The 17,222-nt window shown below is 67.5% G+C and carries 15 protein-coding genes and 2 tRNA genes; 8 read left to right on the forward strand and 9 right to left on the reverse strand.

Annotated features, from left to right (window positions below; all coding sequences use genetic code 11):
- Window positions 1-6: 6 nt before the first annotated feature.
- The gene (locus ACPV3N_RS12130; RefSeq protein WP_440118127.1) at window positions 7-2,730 is read right to left on the reverse strand and encodes an ATP-dependent DNA helicase; all 2,724 of its coding nucleotides are present in this window, start codon (window positions 2,728-2,730) and stop codon (window positions 7-9) included.
- A 98-nt stretch (window positions 2,731-2,828) separates the two neighbouring features.
- Between ACPV3N_RS12130 and ACPV3N_RS12135 the strand changes: the two genes are divergently transcribed.
- Both ACPV3N_RS12135 and ACPV3N_RS12140 read left to right on the forward strand, forming a co-directional pair.
- Window positions 2,829-4,436, forward strand: coding sequence for a lysine--tRNA ligase (locus tag ACPV3N_RS12135; RefSeq protein ID WP_440118129.1), 1,608 nt, complete (start codon window positions 2,829-2,831; stop codon window positions 4,434-4,436).
- Window positions 4,433-4,981, forward strand: a complete 549-nt coding sequence (locus tag ACPV3N_RS12140) for a DUF1003 domain-containing protein (protein WP_440118131.1) — start codon at window positions 4,433-4,435, stop codon at window positions 4,979-4,981. The genes ACPV3N_RS12135 and ACPV3N_RS12140 overlap by 4 nt, the downstream gene beginning before the upstream one ends.
- Before the next feature lie 5 nt (window positions 4,982-4,986).
- Here ACPV3N_RS12140 and ACPV3N_RS12145 read toward each other — a convergent pair whose 3' ends face one another.
- Window positions 4,987-5,655, reverse strand: coding sequence for a prolyl hydroxylase family protein (locus tag ACPV3N_RS12145; protein ID WP_440118132.1), 669 nt, complete (start codon window positions 5,653-5,655; stop codon window positions 4,987-4,989).
- Between the two features lie 77 nt (window positions 5,656-5,732).
- Between ACPV3N_RS12145 and ACPV3N_RS12150 the strand changes: the two genes are divergently transcribed.
- A complete protein-coding gene (locus ACPV3N_RS12150) occupies window positions 5,733-6,290 on the forward strand; it encodes a cytochrome b (RefSeq protein ID WP_440118134.1) in 558 nt (185 codons plus the stop codon).
- An 85-nt stretch (window positions 6,291-6,375) separates the two neighbouring features.
- On the opposite strand, the gene ACPV3N_RS12155 is transcribed toward ACPV3N_RS12150, so the two are convergent.
- Window positions 6,376-7,350: an RcnB family protein gene (locus ACPV3N_RS12155; protein WP_440118136.1), complete on the reverse strand. Its 975-nt coding sequence runs from the start codon at window positions 7,348-7,350 to the stop codon at window positions 6,376-6,378.
- 198 nt (window positions 7,351-7,548) lie between these two features.
- On the reverse strand, window positions 7,549-8,127 hold the full coding sequence (locus ACPV3N_RS12160; RefSeq protein WP_440118138.1) for an FMN-dependent NADH-azoreductase: 579 nt from the start codon (window positions 8,125-8,127) through the stop codon (window positions 7,549-7,551).
- 131 nt (window positions 8,128-8,258) lie between these two features.
- Between ACPV3N_RS12160 and ACPV3N_RS12165 the strand changes: the two genes are divergently transcribed.
- On the forward strand, window positions 8,259-8,639 hold the full coding sequence (locus ACPV3N_RS12165) for a winged helix-turn-helix transcriptional regulator (protein WP_440118140.1): 381 nt from the start codon (window positions 8,259-8,261) through the stop codon (window positions 8,637-8,639).
- Between the two features lie 139 nt (window positions 8,640-8,778).
- Window positions 8,779-8,910: an entericidin A/B family lipoprotein gene (locus tag ACPV3N_RS12170; protein ID WP_440118142.1), complete on the forward strand. Its 132-nt coding sequence runs from the start codon at window positions 8,779-8,781 to the stop codon at window positions 8,908-8,910.
- 59 nt (window positions 8,911-8,969) lie between these two features.
- Here ACPV3N_RS12170 and ettA read toward each other — a convergent pair whose 3' ends face one another.
- Window positions 8,970-10,643 carry an energy-dependent translational throttle protein EttA gene (gene ettA, locus ACPV3N_RS12175; protein WP_440118144.1) on the reverse strand — a complete coding sequence of 558 codons (1,674 nt, stop codon included), beginning with the start codon at window positions 10,641-10,643 and terminating at the stop codon, window positions 8,970-8,972.
- 125 nt (window positions 10,644-10,768) lie between these two features.
- Between ettA and ACPV3N_RS12180 the strand changes: the two genes are divergently transcribed.
- The 3 genes from ACPV3N_RS12180 (at window position 10,769) to ACPV3N_RS12190 (ending at window position 14,471) form a co-directional block, all read left to right on the forward strand.
- Complete coding sequence (locus tag ACPV3N_RS12180; protein WP_440118146.1) at window positions 10,769-11,782, forward strand: L,D-transpeptidase family protein; 1,014 nt, start codon at window positions 10,769-10,771, stop codon at window positions 11,780-11,782.
- Between the two features lie 52 nt (window positions 11,783-11,834).
- A complete protein-coding gene (locus tag ACPV3N_RS12185) occupies window positions 11,835-13,223 on the forward strand; it encodes a M20/M25/M40 family metallo-hydrolase (RefSeq protein ID WP_440118148.1) in 1,389 nt (462 codons plus the stop codon).
- 81 nt (window positions 13,224-13,304) lie between these two features.
- Entirely contained in the window at window positions 13,305-14,471 is a 1,167-nt protein-coding gene (locus tag ACPV3N_RS12190) for an acyl-CoA dehydrogenase family protein (RefSeq protein ID WP_440118150.1), read from the forward strand.
- Window positions 14,472-14,485: 14 nt separating this feature from the next.
- Here ACPV3N_RS12190 and gluP read toward each other — a convergent pair whose 3' ends face one another.
- From gluP to ACPV3N_RS12210, 4 genes are all read right to left on the reverse strand, one after another.
- On the reverse strand, window positions 14,486-15,784 hold the full coding sequence (gene gluP, locus ACPV3N_RS12195; protein WP_440118152.1) for a glucose/galactose MFS transporter: 1,299 nt from the start codon (window positions 15,782-15,784) through the stop codon (window positions 14,486-14,488).
- A 167-nt stretch (window positions 15,785-15,951) separates the two neighbouring features.
- Window positions 15,952-16,028, reverse strand: a tRNA-Pro gene (locus ACPV3N_RS12200).
- Window positions 16,029-16,046: 18 nt separating this feature from the next.
- Window positions 16,047-16,122: transfer RNA gene (locus ACPV3N_RS12205), tRNA-Ile, on the reverse strand.
- Between the two features lie 70 nt (window positions 16,123-16,192).
- The gene (locus tag ACPV3N_RS12210; RefSeq protein ID WP_440118154.1) at window positions 16,193-17,191 is read right to left on the reverse strand and encodes a polysaccharide deacetylase family protein; all 999 of its coding nucleotides are present in this window, start codon (window positions 17,189-17,191) and stop codon (window positions 16,193-16,195) included.
- Between the last annotated feature and the right edge of the window lie 31 nt (window positions 17,192-17,222).

Genomic DNA, 17,222 nt, shown 5'->3' on the forward strand with positions numbered 1-17,222 from the left:
CTTGGCTCATCCCTCTTGCGACGCCGGGGCGGCGACGCTCTCATCCTCGACGCCGCATCGTCCCTCCTGCAGGCGTTGTAAAGCCTCGTCGAGCGTCACGCGCTGGACCGGGGTTCCCACGGGAAACGCGGTGAGAAGGCGGCTGGGGAACGCGGGCGAGAGCACCACGAAGTGGCCGCGGTCGTCCTTGCTGCGGATCAATCGTCCGAACGCCTGCGCCAGCCGCGCGCGGATGATCCTGTCGTCGTAGGCGCTGCCACCGCCGGCTGCGCGCCGTGCGCGGTGCAGGATCGTCGGGCGTGGCCAGGGCACCTGCTCCATTACGACGCAGCGCAAGGATCGGCCAGGGACGTCGACCCCGTCGCGCAGGGCATCGGTGCCGAGCAGGCTCGCCGCCGGATCGTCGCGGAAGATGTCGACCAGCGTGCCGGTGTCGATCGGATCGACATGCTGCGAATAGAGCGGCAGGCCTGATCGGGCGAGCCGGTCGGCGATGCGGCCATGCACCGCGCGAAGCCGCCGGATCGCGGTGAACAGGCCCAGCACGCCGCCCCCGCATGCCTCGACGATCCTCCCGTATGCGCCCGCGAGCGCCGGGATATCGCCGCGCTGTACGTCGGTCACGATAAGGACCTCGGCATTGGCGGCGTAATCGAACGGGCTCTCCGCTTCGCCGAGACGCGGCGTGACCTCGATATGGCGTGCCCCGCTGCGCGCGATCGCGGCGTCCCAGTCGGGTCCGTCCTTCAATGTCGCACTCGTCAGCATGACCCCGTGCGCCGGTTCGAGCACGACGTGCGCGAACGGCTTCATCGGGTCGAGCCAGTGGCGATGCAGGCCAACATCGTATTCGCGGGTGTCGCTGCGCTCGACCGCGAGCCAGTCGATGAATTCGGGATCGCCGGGACCACCGAGCCGATCGAGCAGCGCCTCCCATGCGGCAAGCAGTTCGCATCGCCACAAGAGCGAATGGCGCGCGCCCTCGATGCGCGCGCGGCCCTGCGCGTCGAGCCAGTCGGGCGGATCGGCAAGGATCGCCTCGAGCCGCCCGCCGAGGCGCAGCAGGGGCGAACGGATCGCCGCCAGCGCGCCGGCTGCCTGCCCCGCGAGTTCGACCACGGGTCCGTCGAGCCCGGCTGCCTCGGTCTCGATGCCGTAACCCGCTTCCTGTCCGCCGCTCTCGTCGCGCGCGTAGGTGACTGCCCGCACCGCGCCGAGCAGCGCCTCGACGGGGCCGTGCGGGACGCCCTCGACGAGCCGCTGGAGCCAGCCGTCGGCGGGGAGCGCCTGCGCCGCCGCGAGCGCGGCTTCGATCGCCTTGCCGCCTGCCTCGTCGTAACTGGCGACATCCGCCAATCGCGCGGCAAGGCCGCGGCGCCGCCCGCGCGACTGCTTTTCCGGACCCACGATCCAGCGCCTGAGCTCGATCGCCTCCGCTCCGGTGAGTGCGGCGGCGAAAGTGCTGTCGGCCGCCTCGAACACGTGGTGCCCCTCGTCGAACACGATCCGGGTCGGTCGCTGGGCGTGATCGCGCCCACGCGCGGCGTTGATCATCACGAGCGCGTGATTGGCGATCACCAGGTCGGCCTGCGCCGAGGCGCGCGCCGCGTGTTCGATGAAGCATTTGCGGTAGTGCGGACAGCCGGCGTAGACGCACTCCCCGCGCTGGTCGGTCAGCGCGGCGATCCCGCGCTTCCTGAACAGCGTGCCGAGCCAGCCGGGCAGGTCGCCGCCGATCATGTCGCCGTCCTGGCTGAAGGCCGCCCAGCGCGCGACCAGTTGCGCTAGGATCGCCGCGCGGCCGCCGAAGCCCCCTTGCAGCGCGTCTTCGAGATTGAGGAGGCACAGGTAATTCTCGCGTCCCTTGCGGACCACGACGGGCCGCGAGCCGTCGGAACGCGCCGCCGGCCAGGCGCGACCGCTCTCGCCGCGGAGCTGGCGTTGCAGGTTCTTGGTGAAGGTAGAGACCCACACCGTGCCGCCCGATTTTTCCGCCCAGAGAGAGGCCGGTGCGAGGTAGCCGAGCGTCTTGCCGATGCCGGTACCAGCCTGCGCGAGGAGGACATGCGGGGTCCCCCGCTTTGCGCGCGGGGCAAAGACGCTGCCTGCATCGCGGGCGTATCTCCGCTGGCCTTCGCGCTGCTCCGCGCCTTTGCCGGTCAGGCGGGCGAGGCGGGCCTCGACCTCCTCCTCCTCGATCAGCACGTGCGCGGGCTGCGGTCGTTCGGGCCCTTCCTCCCACTCGGGCAGGCGCGCGAAGAGCCAGCGCTCGGCGCGCTCGGGTTTGCGGACGTGCGGCAGCAAGACCTGCGCCCACGGCCAGCGCAGGCGCACCAGCGACTGCAAGGAGGACCACGCTCCTTCGCGCTGCGCCCAGTCCTCGCCTTCGCACGTCGCGATCAGTTGGCCCGCGGCGCGCTGGAGAAAGGCGGGGACCGCGTCGTCGCTCGCCGGTTCGTCGATGCCCAGTGCGTGCGCCAGTCCCTTCGGCGTGGGCACCGCGAACTGCGCGGGGTGAACGAAAGCGAAAAGTTCGAGCAGGTCCAGACCCGACAGGTCCGGATAGCCGAGCCGGGTCGCGACCAGCGGCGCGTTGAGCAGTAGAAGCGGAGTATCCGCCGCGGCGGTAACCGCCTCGCCCTTGCTGCACGCCCGGGTGCTCGGCCCGTCCCGCAGCCAGGTCCCCGCATGGCTCGCGTGAAGCGCGGGGAGGGCAAGCTGAAAGGTCACGTCCGATCCGTGAAAGAAGCAGAACGAAAAGTAAACATCTACGGGCCCCGGAAAGCCCGGCTTGCCACCGCCGCGCGCTTGCGCGATGGCGCACGGCGATGACCGACGATGCCCTCATGGAAGCCGCCCGCACGTCCAAGGCCTGGCCGTTCGAGGAGGCGCGCAAACTGCTGAAGCGCTATCCCGACGGCCGCCGGCCCGACGGTCGGCCGGTCCTGTTCGAAACGGGGTACGGCCCAAGCGGCCTCCCGCATATCGGCACGTTCCAGGAGGTGCTGCGCACCACATTCGTGCGCCGCGCGTTCGAGGCGCTCACCGGCGGGGCGCCAACGCGGCTGGTCGCCTTTAGCGACGACATGGACGGCCTGCGCAAGGTGCCGGACAACGTGCCCAACCCGCAGTTGCTGGCGGACAACCTGGGCAAGCCACTCAGCCGCATTCCCGATCCGTTCGATGCCGGGTTCGAGAGTTTCGCGGCCCACAACAACGCGATGCTGCGGCGGTTTCTCGACCGGTTCGGCTTCGAATACGAGTTCGTCTCCTCCAGCGAGATGTACAATTCAGGCGCCTTCGACGACGGCCTGCGCGGCGTGCTGCGCAACTACCAGGCGATCCTCGACATCATGCTGCCTACGCTCAGGGCCGAGCGCGCCGCCACCTATTCGCCCGTCCTGCCCGTCAGCCCGGCGAGCGGCCGGGTGCTGCAGGTCCCGGTCGAGGTCGTCGACGCCGAGGCAGGCACGATCCGCTTCACCGACGAGGACGGCAGCGTCGTCGAGCAATCGGCGCTGGGGGGCAGCGCCAAGCTGCAGTGGAAGGTCGACTGGGCGATGCGCTGGGTCGAACTGGGCGTCGATTACGAAATGTACGGCAAGGACCTGACCGACAGCGGCGTTCAGTCGGGCAGGATCGCGCAGGTGCTCGGCGGGCGGAGGCCCGAAGGGCTGGTGTACGAACTGTTCCTCGACGCGAACGGCGAGAAGATCTCGAAGTCGAAAGGCAACGGCCTGACGATCGAGGAATGGCTGACCTATGGCAGCGAGGAAAGCCTGGGGTTCTATATCTTCCCAAATCCCAAGAGCGCCAAGAGTCTGCACGCCGGGGTCATACCGCGGGCGGTCGATGACTATTGGCAATTCCGCGCCGCGCTGGCCGATCAGCCGATCGAGAAGCGACTGGGCAATCCCGTCTGGCATCTTCTCGGCGTAACGGATCCGGAGCGCGCGGGGGCGGGCGATAGCCTGCCGGTGACCTATGCCCTTCTTCTCAATCTCGTCGGCGTACTCGGCCCGCACGCGACGCGCGAGCAGGTCTGGTCGTACCTCGCCAATTACGTCGACGATGCCGACCCGGCCGCGCATCCCGCGCTCGACCGGCTGGTGGACAACGCGCTCTCCTACAACCGCGAATTCGTGGCACCGGGTCTCGTGCGCGCCAGGCCGACCACGAACGAGGCGGCGGCGCTTCGGGAGCTCGACCGGCAACTGGCAAGTATGGAACCCGATACGCCCGCGGAAGATTTGCAGACCATGGTGTACGAAATCGGCAAACGCGAGGAGTTCGGTTTCGCCTCGCTGCGCGACTGGTTCCAGGCGCTGTACCGCACGCTGCTGGGCAGCGAGCAGGGGCCCCGCATGGGCAGCTTCATCGCGCTTTATGGGATTGCGAACACGCGCAAGCTGATCGCCGAGGCGCTGGCCCGGTGAACCGGTCCGCCGATCCCGAGAAGCTGGCGCGCGATCTTCTCGGGCGCGAACTTGCGGAACTCGACGAGGAAGAGCAGGACGTCATCCAGCGTGTCGCGGCGGGATGCTACCTCGGGCTCGATGCATCAGAGGCGCAGCAGCTCGAAGCGAGCTTCGGCGACCGCTTGGCAGACCGGGTTGCCGCGATCGGTGGCAGCTGGGGCTTCATCGTCGTCTTCATCGCCGTCATGGCGGCGTGGATGGCCCTCAACGTCACCCACGCGATGGGCGTGGATTTCGACCCCTATCCGTTCATCCTTCTCAACCTGACGCTATCCACGCTGGCGGCGCTGCAGGCCCCCGTCATCCTGATGAGCCAGAACCGACAATCGAAGAAGGACCGGATTACCGCCCGCCACGACTACGAGGTCAACCTTCGCACCCAGCTGGAAATCGTGCGCCTGTCGCGCAAGCTCGACCGGATGATGCACATCGCGATCAAGGGGGCCAAGCGGGCGGAGGAAAACCTCGAGGACGTGGTCGGCGGGGTCATCGCCGACAAGTAGGCCGGTTATTTCCAGCGCCGGGTCCGGTACCACTTGGTCAGGACGTACTTCACCCCTTCCAGCACCGGGGTACCGGCATGGAGCGTGTTCTCGTTGGGCGATCCGTCCGGCAGCGCATTGTTCCACACCAGCAACACGCCCGGCTTGGGTTCGATCTTGGCACCCACTTCGACGAAGTGCGTCTCGCCGCCCTTTTCGACCCTGTTCAGGAACGCCATCGCCGTCCAGGCACGCTGTCCGCCCCGTTTGCGTTCACCCTTCCAGTAGTCCTGGTCCGTGTAGAACCAGTCGTTGTGCGGCTTGAACTGCTGGCCGGGGAAATAGCGCTGCGCCTGGATCGCTTCGCCGCAGATGGGATTGATGCCGAGCAGGTCGTCGATCCGCCGGCTCACCGCCTTGACGAGCGGATCGTGCGGATCGAGGTCGCCGGAGTACGAGGTGCGAAAGCCGGTCGAGTAGTCCTGGTCGTACAGCGAACTCGGCCGCGCGACGGTATCGGTCATCAGGATCAGCCGCCGGCATTCCGACGGGCTGAGGAAATCGCCCACCGCGAAGATTTCCGCCTTGTCGGTCGGCACCCGGTAGACCCGCGGATCGGCCTTGAGCCGGGTGCGGACCGTTTCGCCCAGTCGCCTCAGGGCGTCCTTGTCGGGAATCATTTCGGTCGTCGCCATGATGTGCTCCTACCAACCCGCTTGCGGCGCGCAAACCCGTCGGTAGAATTGTCCGCGAACCTTGGGGGAGATGGTCGATGAACCAACCGGAGCGCACGCGGTATTCCCGGGTGGCGATGCTGCTGCACTGGCTGATCGCGATCGCGGTGATCGCGCAATGGCGCATCGCAGAGAGCGCCGAACACGCCGCCAGCGAGACCGCCGGCCGCGCGATCATGGCAAACCACTTCTCGCTGGGCGTGACGACGCTGATGCTGGTGCTGCTGCGGCTCGGATGGCGGTTCGTGGCGCCGAACCCGCCGCTTGCGGCGCACCTTGCGCAATGGGAGCGCTGGCTGTCGCGCACGACCCATACGCTGTTCTACGTCCTGCTGGTCGTCATGCCACTCGCCGGGTGGATGGCGATGTCGAAATACGGCGCGCCGGTTTCGGTCTGGGGTCTGTTCGCGCTTCCTCCCCTTCCGGTCGCCCCTGATCCCGATGGCGCCAAGGCGATCTTCGGGGCGCATGCCACGGCCGGTATGGTCCTGCTCGGCCTGCTGGCGCTGCACGTGCTCGGCACCCTGAAACACACCGCGATCGACAAAGACGGCAACCTGTTCCGGATGCTGCCGTTCGGCACCCCCCGGGCCTGACACAAACGAAAGAAGCCCCGCCGGCGCAGGCCAGGCGGGGCTTCAGTCCTCCCGCGGCGAGCCACTCAATCCCGCCCGGGAAACCTTACCAGAAGAAGTCGTAGATCACGTCGACGACCTCGCCGCTGTAGATGTCGACCAGCAGCGCGTCGTCGTAATAGCGAACCCAGCGATACGGGCCGTAGGCCGGCGGCAGCCGGTACTGCCACGGGTCGTTGATCCAGTAGCGGCTGCCGAAGAACAGGCTGTCGAGGTAGACCCCGATGCTCAGCCGGTTGTAGCGGTAGTTGCGGTACGGCGCATAGTAAGCGCCGAGCCGGTAAGTATCGCGGTGAAGCCTGCGATGGCTGTACCAGTTGTACCGGTTGTCGCGCCGCCAGTCGTGGCTCCACCGGCGGTGATCGCGCCGGTCGTAGCGGTCGCCGTCGCGCCGTCCGTCCCAGCGCCGACCGTCGCGCCAGGTGTCGGTCCGCTGGCCGTCGCGATAGCCCGAGCGGTAGGCATCGCGCCGATCCGAGCGATCCTGCCGGCTGTCGGCGGTGCGTCCGTCGCGATAGCCGTCGCGGTAGGTGCGGTTGCGCGCGCCGTCGGAGTAGCCGCGGTTGCGGTCACCGTCCCCGCGGCGCCATTCGCCACCGCTGCGGTTCCAGTCCTGCGAACGCTGACGCGCGGATGCCTGCGCCTCGGCTCGCTGGCGTGCTTCCACCCGGGCTTGTGCCTGCGCCTGTGCCTGTGCGGCGCGGGCTTGGCCCCAGCTGTTGTTGTCGCTGCGGTTCCACTCGCGGCCGCTGCGCTCCTGCGCGCGTTCGGCGCGCCGGGGCGGCTCGGCGTGCTGGCGCGGGGAGTGGGCGCGGTCGACCTCACGCGCCTGCTGGCGTTCGGCGCGCCGGTTCTGCCACTGCTGGCGCGCCTCGTCGCGCTCGCCCAGTTCGGTGCGGTCGCGGCGGTCGCGCCGCTCGTCGCGTTCGTCGGCGGAGGCGGGTGCGGCAAGCGCGCCGAGCGAGAGCGCGGCGACGAGCGCCGATGCCCCGCAGGTGCGCAGGATGGTCTTGAAGTTCATTGGGCGTCCTTTCGTCCAAGAACCGCCCCACCACCTGCGGTTGCCTGTTAACGACTCGTCGACTAGTTCATTCAGCCTGTCCGAAATCTGAACCGCGCGGCCCGCGAGGGGCCGGATCGTGCGCCCGTGTCAAACAGTCCCGGTCAAGACATGCCCCGCTGGCCACGGCACGGCATGCAGGAATGCGGGCTCCCGCGATCACCCTACCGGGCAAGCCGCGCCGATCCTGCGGACAGCCTCGTGCGCGGCCGCGAGCGCGTCGGCGCGGGCTTCGTCGCCAAGCCCGAGACCTTCGGCGATGACGAACTGCGGCTGGGTGATCCCGATGAACGCGAGCGCGTCGGCAAGGTAGCGTTCGGCGTGCTCAAGGCTGCGCTGCGGCGTGCCTTCGCCATAAAGTCCGCCCCGGGCGAGCGCGACGATCACCGTCTTGTCGCCGGCAAGCCCTTGCGGTCCGCTATCGGTGTAGCGAAAGGTCTCGCCCGCGATCAGCACCCGGTCGATCCAGGCCTTGAGCTGGGTGGGCACGGTGAAGTTGTACATCGGCGCGCCGATCACCACGACGTCAGCGGCGTGAAATTGGGCGAGCGCCTCTTTCGAAGCATCGCTGGCGAAGCCGGGCAGGGTCAGGTGCTCGAGCGGCTGGGCAACGAGATCGCGATAGGTCACCCGAGCTGAAGGATCGGCATCGGTCAGCTCGCGTACGATCGCGGCGGACAGCGCGCGGCTGGCCGAATTGTCGCCGGTGATGCTCGAATCGAGGTGCAGGATGTTCATGCGGTGAGGCTCCGTAAGGGTGGTCACAAATATTGACCTGAACCAGATAAGTGACCACATAGGTCCCGCAAGGACGCAAATTTTCATGACCAGGTCAGCTCAATGTGACCGGGTCCGAGGGACGAGATCGCATGACCGAAACCCCGCATCCCCACGCCGATCCCGATTGCCGCGCGGTGAGCGAGATGCTCGGCCGCGTCGGCGACAAGTGGACGGTGCTGATCGTCAAGACGCTGGTCGCCAGGCCCTGCCGCTTCAACGAACTCAAGCGCGCCGTGGGCGGGATATCGCAGCAGATGCTGACCCGCACCCTCCGGACGCTAGAGCGGGACGGCATGGTCGAACGGACGGTGCACCCGACCGTGCCGCCCTCGGTCGAATACGCGCTGACCGACCTCGGCCGCTCGCTCAGCGTCCCGGTGCTCGCCTTGACCGAGTGGACCTTCGCGCACCTGCCGCAGATCCACGCCCACCGGGCGGCCTACGACGCGGCCGAAACGCAGGCTGCCTGACCGCGTCGCACCGCTTCGCGGCTGCACCGGGCGAACAGGGAGCCCGTCGGAAGCCGGGAACCGTGAGCGATTTCGCGTGTCCTCCCTCTGCAGGCCCGCGAACACGGTGTTCGAGAGGCCGGACAAGGGAAAGATGACCATGAAAAAGGCACTTATCGCCCTGGCTCTCTCGAGCGGGCTTATCCTGTCGGCGTGCAACACGGTGCGCGGCGCCGCCGCCGACGTCGAATCGGTCGGCGACTGCGTGGACGGCAAGCGCGGCAACTGCTGACCGGCCAGGGAATTTGAGCGGCGGGTCGGAGGCAGGGCCTCCGACCCGCCGTTCGCGTATCAGCGGGTCAGCTTCTTGTAGGCCAGCCGCGTTGGCCGGTCGGCGGCATCGCCGAGGCGGCGGCGCTTGTCTTCCTCATACGCCTCGAAATTGCCTTCGAACCACTCGACATGGCTGTCGCCCTCGAACGCGAGAATGTGGGTCGCGAGCCGGTCGAGGAAGAAGCGGTCGTGGCTGATGACCACCGCACACCCGGCGAAGTTCTCGATCGCGTCTTCCAGCGCGGCAAGGGTCTCCACGTCGAGGTCATTGGTCGGCTCGTCGAGCAGCAGCACGTTGCCGCCTTCCTTGAGCATCTTGGCCATGTGAACCCGGTTGCGTTCGCCGCCAGACAGCTTGCCAACGTTCTTCTGCTGGTCCGGCCCCTTGAAATTGAACGCGCCGACGTAGGCCCGCGTGCTCATGTCCTGGCCGTTGACCTTCATGTAGTCGAGCCCGTCCGAAATCTCTTCCCAGACGTTGTGCTTCGGGTTCAGGTGGTCGCGGCTCTGATCGACGTAGCCGAGGTGGACGGTCGAACCGATCTCGATCGTGCCGCTGTCGGGCTGCTCCTTGCCGGTGATGATCTTGAACAGCGTCGATTTGCCGGCGCCGTTCGGGCCGATGACGCCGACGATGCCGCCCGGGGGCAGGGTGAACGACAGGTCTTCGAACAACAGCTTGTCGCCATAGGCCTTCGAGATGTTCTTCACCTCGATCACCTTGCCGCCGAGGCGCTCGGGCACCTGGATGACGATCTGCGCCTTGCCGACCTGGCGGCTGTCCTGGCTGTTCTGCAGTTCCTCGAACTTGCGGATGCGCGCCTTCGACTTGGTCTGGCGCGCGGCCGGGGTCTGCCGGATCCACTCGAGCTCGCGCTGGAGCGCCTTCTGCTTGCCCGATTCCTCGCGGCTTTCCTGCTCGAGCCGCTTGGCCTTCTTTTCCAGGTAGGTCGAGTAGTTGCCTTCGTACGGATAGTAGCGCCCGCGATCGAGTTCGAGAATCCAGCCGACCACGTTGTCGAGGAAATAGCGGTCGTGGGTGATCATCAGCACCGCGCCGGCGTAATCCTTGAGGTGGTTTTCCAGCCACTGGACGCTTTCCGCGTCGAGGTGGTTCGTCGGCTCGTCGAGCAGCAGGATGCCGGGCTTCTGGATCAGCAGGCGGGTGAGGGCGACCCGGCGCTTCTCGCCGCCCGACAGGTCCTTCACCGACCAGTCGCCGGGCGGGCAGCGCAGGGCCTCCATCGCGACCTCGAGCTGGTTGTCGAGCGTCCAGCCGTCGACCGCGTCGATCTTGTCCTGCAGCTCGGCCATCTCGGCGCCCAGCGCGTCGAAGTCCGCCCCGTCCTCGGCCATTTCCATGCCGATCGCGTTGAACCGCTCGACCATGTCGGCGATGTGGCGCGCGCCGTCCTTCACGTTCTCGAGCACGGTCTTGCTCTCGTCAAGCTCGGGCTCCTGCTCGAGGTAGCCGACGGTAATGTTCTCGCCTGCCCACGCTTCGCCGGTGAAGTCCTTGTCGATCCCGGCCATGATCTTGATCAGGGTCGACTTGCCCGCGCCGTTGGGGCCGACGATGCCGATCTTGGCGCCCTGGTAGAACTGCAGGTTGATGTTGCTGAGCACCGGCTTCTGTGCGCCGGGGAAGGTCTTCGTCATGTCCTTCATGACGTATGCGTACTGGGCGGCCATCGGGGGTCCTTCGAAGAATCCGTAGGTGTCTGGAGTTGGCGGCCAGATAGGCGCTCGCCCCGCCGCGGGCAAGCCGCGGGTCGGCACGGCCGGAACATCTGGGCCTGCCGGTTCGTAAGTCTGTCATGATTAAGAAAACACTGGCATCGATGAGCGCACTGGCGCTCGTGATTATCCCCGCTCCCGCGCTGACCCAGGATGGCAAGTCCCGGAACGATCAATCGCAGGGCACTTCGCGCACGACTGCTAACGGGCTCAATGTCTCGTTGCCCGGCGGCGTCACCCGCGAGATGCTTGGCGAGCGCAGCGTCGAAACGGTGGCGGTCCAGGTCATGCTCGACCGCAGCCGTCACTCGCCCGGGGTCATCGACGGCTACATGGGCGGAAACACCCGGCGAGCAATCCGGTATTACCGCGAAGCGAACGGGCTGCCGTCAGGAGACAGGATCGACAAGGAGCTGCTGCGATCGCTCGTCGACACTCAGACCGGCGACATCTTTCGCACCTACAGGATCACCGAGGACGATCTCGACCGCTCGTTTCGGGAAAATCCGGACGGGTTTGCCGAAATGGCGAAGCAGGACCGCATCGGCTACGAGACCCCGCTCGAGATGTTCGCCGAGCGATTCCACATGGACCGCGATTTCCTCGCCGCGCTCAACCCCGACGCCGACTTCGGCACGGCGGGGACCGAACTGGTGATCGTCTCCCACGGCGACGAGGAGCTGTCCACGGACCTCGACAAGATCGAGATCCGCAAGTCGGAAAATACGGTCGCGCTGTTCGACGCAAGCGGCAAGCTGGTCGCGAGTTACCCGGCGACGATCGGCAGCGACGACTTCCCCAGCCCGAGCGGCGACATGGAGGTGCGGGCGGTCGCGCCCGAAGCCGTCTACTACTTCTCGCCGGAAGGACGTGAATGGGGACCGGACAAGCGCCTCGAGATTCCCGCCGGCCCTAACAACCCGGTCGGGGGCATCTGGATCGACCTTAGCAAGGAGGGATACGGCATCCACGGATCGCCCGATCCGCAGATGGTCGGCAAGCGCACAAGCCACGGGTGCGTGCGGCTTACCAACTGGGATGCCCGCGAAGTCGCCGGAGCAGTGGAATCCGGGGTCCGCGTGGTCTTTGTCTAGGCTCCGCGGGAAAGGCTTGGCAGCACCGGGGCGCGCGGGTAACGAGCGGGCGATGAGGTCGCTCCCCCTGGCGCTCGGCGCCGCTTCGCTCCTGGCTGTCAGCTCTCCGCCAGCCGCCGCCCGCCCCACGCTCGAAGAGCGGATCGCCGCAGCCGCCGACGCAGCGCAGGAAGGCGACACCCTGGCGTGGGATTTCGTCGAGGGCATCACCACCGAGGTCGGGCCGCGCCAGGCCGGGACCGAGGCCGAGGCGCGCGGGCGCGCCTGGACGTCCGCCTGGCTCAAGGCCAATGGCTTCGGCAAGGTCACGGTTGAACCCTATCCGATGCCGACATGGGTCCGCGGCGACGAGCGGGCCGAGATCGTCGCGCCCTTCGCCCAGCCAATGCGCGTGACCGCGCTCGGCAATTCGGCGTCCACGGGCGAAGGCGGGCTGACTGCCGAGGTCGTCCATTTTCCCAGCTATGCCGCGCTCGAGGCCGCGCCCGCCGGCAACCTCGCGGGAAAGATCGCGTTCATCGATCACGCGATGCGGCGCACGCAGGACGGATCGCACTACGGCGTGTTCGGCAATGTCCGCCGGGCCGGGCCCAGCCTCGCCGCGAGTAAGGGTGCGGCAGGGGTCGTGATCCGCTCGATCGGCACCGAGAGCCATCGCACCCCGCACACCGGGGGCACGAGCTTCGCCTCCGGGGTGACGCCGATCCCGGCGGGCGCGCTGAGCAATCCCGATGCCGACAACCTTGTGCGCATGCTGAGGCGCGCACGCGGCAAGCCCGTCACCATGAAGCTCGTGCTCACCCCGCGCAATCTCGGCGAGACGGAAAGTGCGAACGTGGTGACCGAGGTGACCGGTCGCGATCCCGCGCTGCCACCGCTCCTGCTTGCCTGCCACCTCGACAGCTGGGACCTTGGCACCGGAGCTATCGATGACGGCGCAGGCTGCGGCATCATCGCCGCAGCGGCCCGGCGCGTCGCCGAGGCGGGCCAGCCGCTGCGCACGATCCGCCTGCTGTTCGCCGGAGCGGAAGAAACGGGGCTGTGGGGCAGCAAGGCCTATGCGGCTGCGCACAAGGGCGAGGCAATCTACGCCGGTCTCGAGAGCGATTTCGGCGCCGATCGGATCTGGCGGATCGACACAAACTTCTCGAAGTCGGATCCCGCGCTATACCGCGCGCTGGCACAAGCGGTGGCGCGTTTCGGGGTCGCGCCTTCGAACGCGGTCGCGACCGGCGGAGCCGATCTGAATCTCGCCCGCGAATCGAACGCGGCGATCCTCGACCTGCAGCAGGACGGCACGCACTACTTCGACCTGCATCACACCCCCGATGACACGCTGGACAAGATCGATCCCAACGCCCTGCGGCAGAACGTGGCGGTGTGGACTCAGGTGGTCGGTATTCTCGCCAACCGGGCCGAGCCGATCGCCAGAGGCGAATAGGTCGTCCGGTCCGGTTCCGGCCGGGGCTTACGTGCGCCCGCGTAATCGGCGATACCGGGCCGAAACTAGGGCGAACCTGTCATGACCATCCCCGCGGCACGAGACGATCACCCCGAAATCCGCGAGGCGGTGCGCGCGCTCGTGCGGGAATTCGGCGACGCCTATTTCCGCGCCGCCGACGAGGCCTGCGCGTACCCCGAGGAATTTGTCGAGGCGCTGACCAGGGCTGGCTGGATGGCCGCCCTGATCCCGGAGGAATACGGGGGCGCCGGGCTCGGGCTTACCGAGGCTTCGATCATCATGGAAGAGATCAACCGGGCGGGCGGCAACTCGGGCGCCTGCCACGGGCAGATGTACAACATGAACACGCTTCTGCGTCACGGCAGCGACGAGCAGAAGCGGCGGTTCCTGCCCGAGATCGCCAGTGGCGCGCTGCGGCTTCAGTCGATGGCGGTGACCGAGCCGACCACCGGCACCAATACGACCGAGCTGAAGACCCGCGCGGTGCGCAAGGGGGATCGCTACGTCGTCGACGGGCAGAAGGTATGGATCAGCCGGATCCAGCACTCCGACCTGATGATCCTCCTTGCCCGCACGACCCCACTTACCGAAGTGAAGAAGAAAGCCGACGGGCTGTCGATCTTCCTCGTCGACCTGCACCGGGCGATCGGCAAGGGCATGGAGATCCGCCCGATCCGCAACATGGTCAACCACGAGACAAACGAAGTGTTCTTCGACGGGCTGGAACTGCCCGCGGAGAGCCTGATCGGGGAAGAGGGCAAGGGTTTCCGTTACATCCTAGACGGGCTCAATGCCGAGCGCGCGCTGATCGCGGCCGAGTGCATCGGCGACGGCTACTGGTTCGTCGAGAAAGCCGCCCAGTATGGCCGGGAACGGGTCGTCTTCGATCGCCCGATCGCGAAGAACCAGGGGATCCAGTTTCCCATCGCCCAGGCCTATATGGAAGTGCGCGCGGCCGACCTCATGCGCTACGAGGCGTGTCGCCTGTTCGACGCGCACCTGCCGTGCGGGGCGGAGGCCAACATGGCCAAGCACCTTGCCGCCGAAAGCTCATGGAAGGCGGCCAATGCCTGCATGCAGACGTTCGGCGGCTTCGGTTTCGCCGCCGAGTACGACGTCGAACGCAAGTTCCGAGAGACCCGGCTCTATCAGGTCGCGCCGATCAGTTCGAACCTGATCCTGAGCTATGTCGGGGAGCACGTTCTCGGCATGCCGCGCTCGTTCTGAAATCCCGTGGGCACCTAGTGCCCGATCGACGGCGCGGCCTCGATATCGCTGCGCAGCACGGCCCGTCCGGCGGCAAGCGCGATCAGCACGAGCAGCAGGTAGCATATGCCGGGCACGATGAAGGCGGTCGCATAGCTCGTGGCGTCGGCTACCGCGCCGGTCAGCACCGGCAGCAGCGCGCCGCCGATGATCGCGGTGCACAGGAAGCCCGATGTCGCCTCGGTCGAGGCGGTCGAGCGCTCGAGCGTCAGCGTGAAGATGACCGGGAACATGATGGAATTGAACAGGCCGATCGACAGCGCCGCATAGCCCCCGGTGACCCCGCCAACGACGAAGACGAACAGGCACAGCAGCGTGTTGGCCGCGGCAAAGGCGGCGAGCAGCCGGGCAGCGGGAATGCGGGTCAGCAGCGCCGAGCCGGCGAACCGTCCGATCATCGCGCCGAGCCAGTACAGGCTGACGTAATAACCCGCGCTCTGGAGCGGGATGCCCCAACTCTGGTCCGAGTGCAGGTAGAGCGCCATCTGCGTCCCGATCGCGACTTCCGCCCCGACGTAGAGGAAGATCGCGAGGCCGCCGAGCAGCGCCCAGCGGGACCGGGCCACTTCAGAAAGCGTCGCGGAAAAGCCATGCGCTTCTGCGGTGTGCGGCGCCGCCCGGGTAATCCGGTGGCGCGACAGCCAGATAAACGCCGCGAGCAGGGCCAGCATGCCTGCGATCAGGAGGAAACTCACGTCGATGGAGGCGAGCGCGGCGGCGCGATCCTCGGCAGCGATCTGCGTTCCGGGAGCGACCTCGACCCGCTCGAGCAGCAGCTTTGCGCCCAGCAGCGGACCGAGGACGGTGCCGAGCGAATTGAACGCCTGGCTGAACGTCAGCCGGAAATGGCTGCGTTCGGGCCGGCCGAGCGCGGCGGCGAGCGGATTGGCGGCGACCTGCAGGATGGTGATGCCGCTCGCGAGGACGAACAGGCCGAGCAGGACCCCCTCGTAGGTGGCAAGGTTGCTGGCGCCCAGGATGATCAGGCACGCGCCAATCATCAGGCCGATCGCAAGCACGATCGAGGGGACGGCGCGCAGGCGCGACACCAGGATCGCGGCCGGGATCGAGACGACTCCGTAGGCGATGAAGAACGCGAACGCGGTCAACTGCGCCTCGAGGTTGGAGAGCGAGAAGATGCCCTTCACCGCTGCGACCAGCGGGTCGATCATCGAGGTTATGAATCCCCAGGCGAAGAACAGCGTGGTGACGCTGGCGAATGCGCCGACCGTAGAAGGAGGCGCAGAGGTTCCCGTCGGTGCCTGAGATGCCATCGTCTTCACTCTCCCCGATGTGCCGGGGCTGGCGCCCGGCTCCATGTGTTCGTCGGTCGATGCCAGCAGGCGGCCGGGATGTCACCGCCCGAATCGCGTGCATACGATTTCGTGGAAGGCGTTCACGGAGAAGGTGGCGCTGCGTGGGGCGGGGAACCGGCGCCGATTGGTCGGGGAGACAGGATTCGAACCTGCGACATCCTGCTCCCAAAGCAGGCGCGCTACCGGGCTGCGCTACTCCCCGACCTGATCGGCCGGCCGGTGGTGGGCCCGGCAGGATTCGAACCCGCGACCTAGCCGTTATGAGCGGCCAGCTCTAACCGCTGAGCTACAGGCCCCATCCGTGACCCCGATGGTCGCGGCCGGTGCGGCGCTCGGTAGACTCGGCCACGCGCGCTGGCAAGCGTGTCAGCGAAGGGCCGTGTCGAGGATACCTTCCACCGTCGTCGGCGCGACACCGCGCATGCCGAGGTAGGCGTAGACCCGGTCCAGCCAGTCGTAGAGCTGTTCGACGTCGGCTTCGCTGCGCACGTAAGGCGTGAGACCTGCCGCGAGCGAGGGGCTGTGAAAACTGAGCACGAGGAGGGGAAGTCCGTCATCGAGGGCGATGTCGATGCCGCGCAGCGCCTCGTCGGCGGTCACCCCTTCGGGGGTCAACGCGATTCGCTCGAGCAGGCCCGTCCGCGCCAGCGCGCCCAGCGCGCGCGGACTGCTCGCCAGCAGGCGCTGGAGCGCGGGCCCCTGCTTGCGGAGCAGGCCGAAATGGACCGTGGTGAGCGGCAGTTCGAGCAGCGTGCGATCCCCATCCACCCAATAGGGCGCGAGCGGGTGGCGGCCGTAATCGGGACCGTGATCGGTGCTGTAATCGTGGTTCGCGCGCACCGAACTGTCGACCGGTATCCCGGCTTCCTTCAGCAGGGCGGCCGTGTGCGGACCAAGCCCGTAGCGCCCGGCCCGGTAGATCAGCGGATCGGTCCCGAACGCTTCCGCGATCCGGTCGCGCAGGCGGAAGAACTTCTCGCGCTCGAGCGCAGGCGGAAGGTTTCCGGCAAAGCTGTTGCGAACGCCAAGCTCTTCGTCGAACGGCGGATTGACCCACGGGTGCAACTGGATGCCGACTTCGGCCGCGCCCCCGCGCACCGCGCCGCCGATGATCTCGACCGCGCGCGGATCGGTGGCGACCGGCCAGTCGACGAGATAGACTGGCGACACGCCAAGCGTCTCGCAGAACGACTGGAAGCGCGGGATCGCGGCGACATGAGTCAGCCCGTGTCGGTCGCGGGTAAACGGGGCCCCCCAGTCGAATTCCTCCTCCGTATCGACGGTAAGCAGCGCGCGCTGGCCCGAACCCGGCGCAAAGTGCGTGGCGCGGCCGGGCGGCGGCGGTTCGGTGATCGGACGGTCCATCTTGCCCCCTCACCTCCGAAGTCCGTTCCGG

Source organism: Tsuneonella sediminis (genome assembly GCF_051912845.1).
Classification (GTDB): Bacteria; Pseudomonadota; Alphaproteobacteria; order Sphingomonadales; family Sphingomonadaceae; genus Tsuneonella; species Tsuneonella sediminis.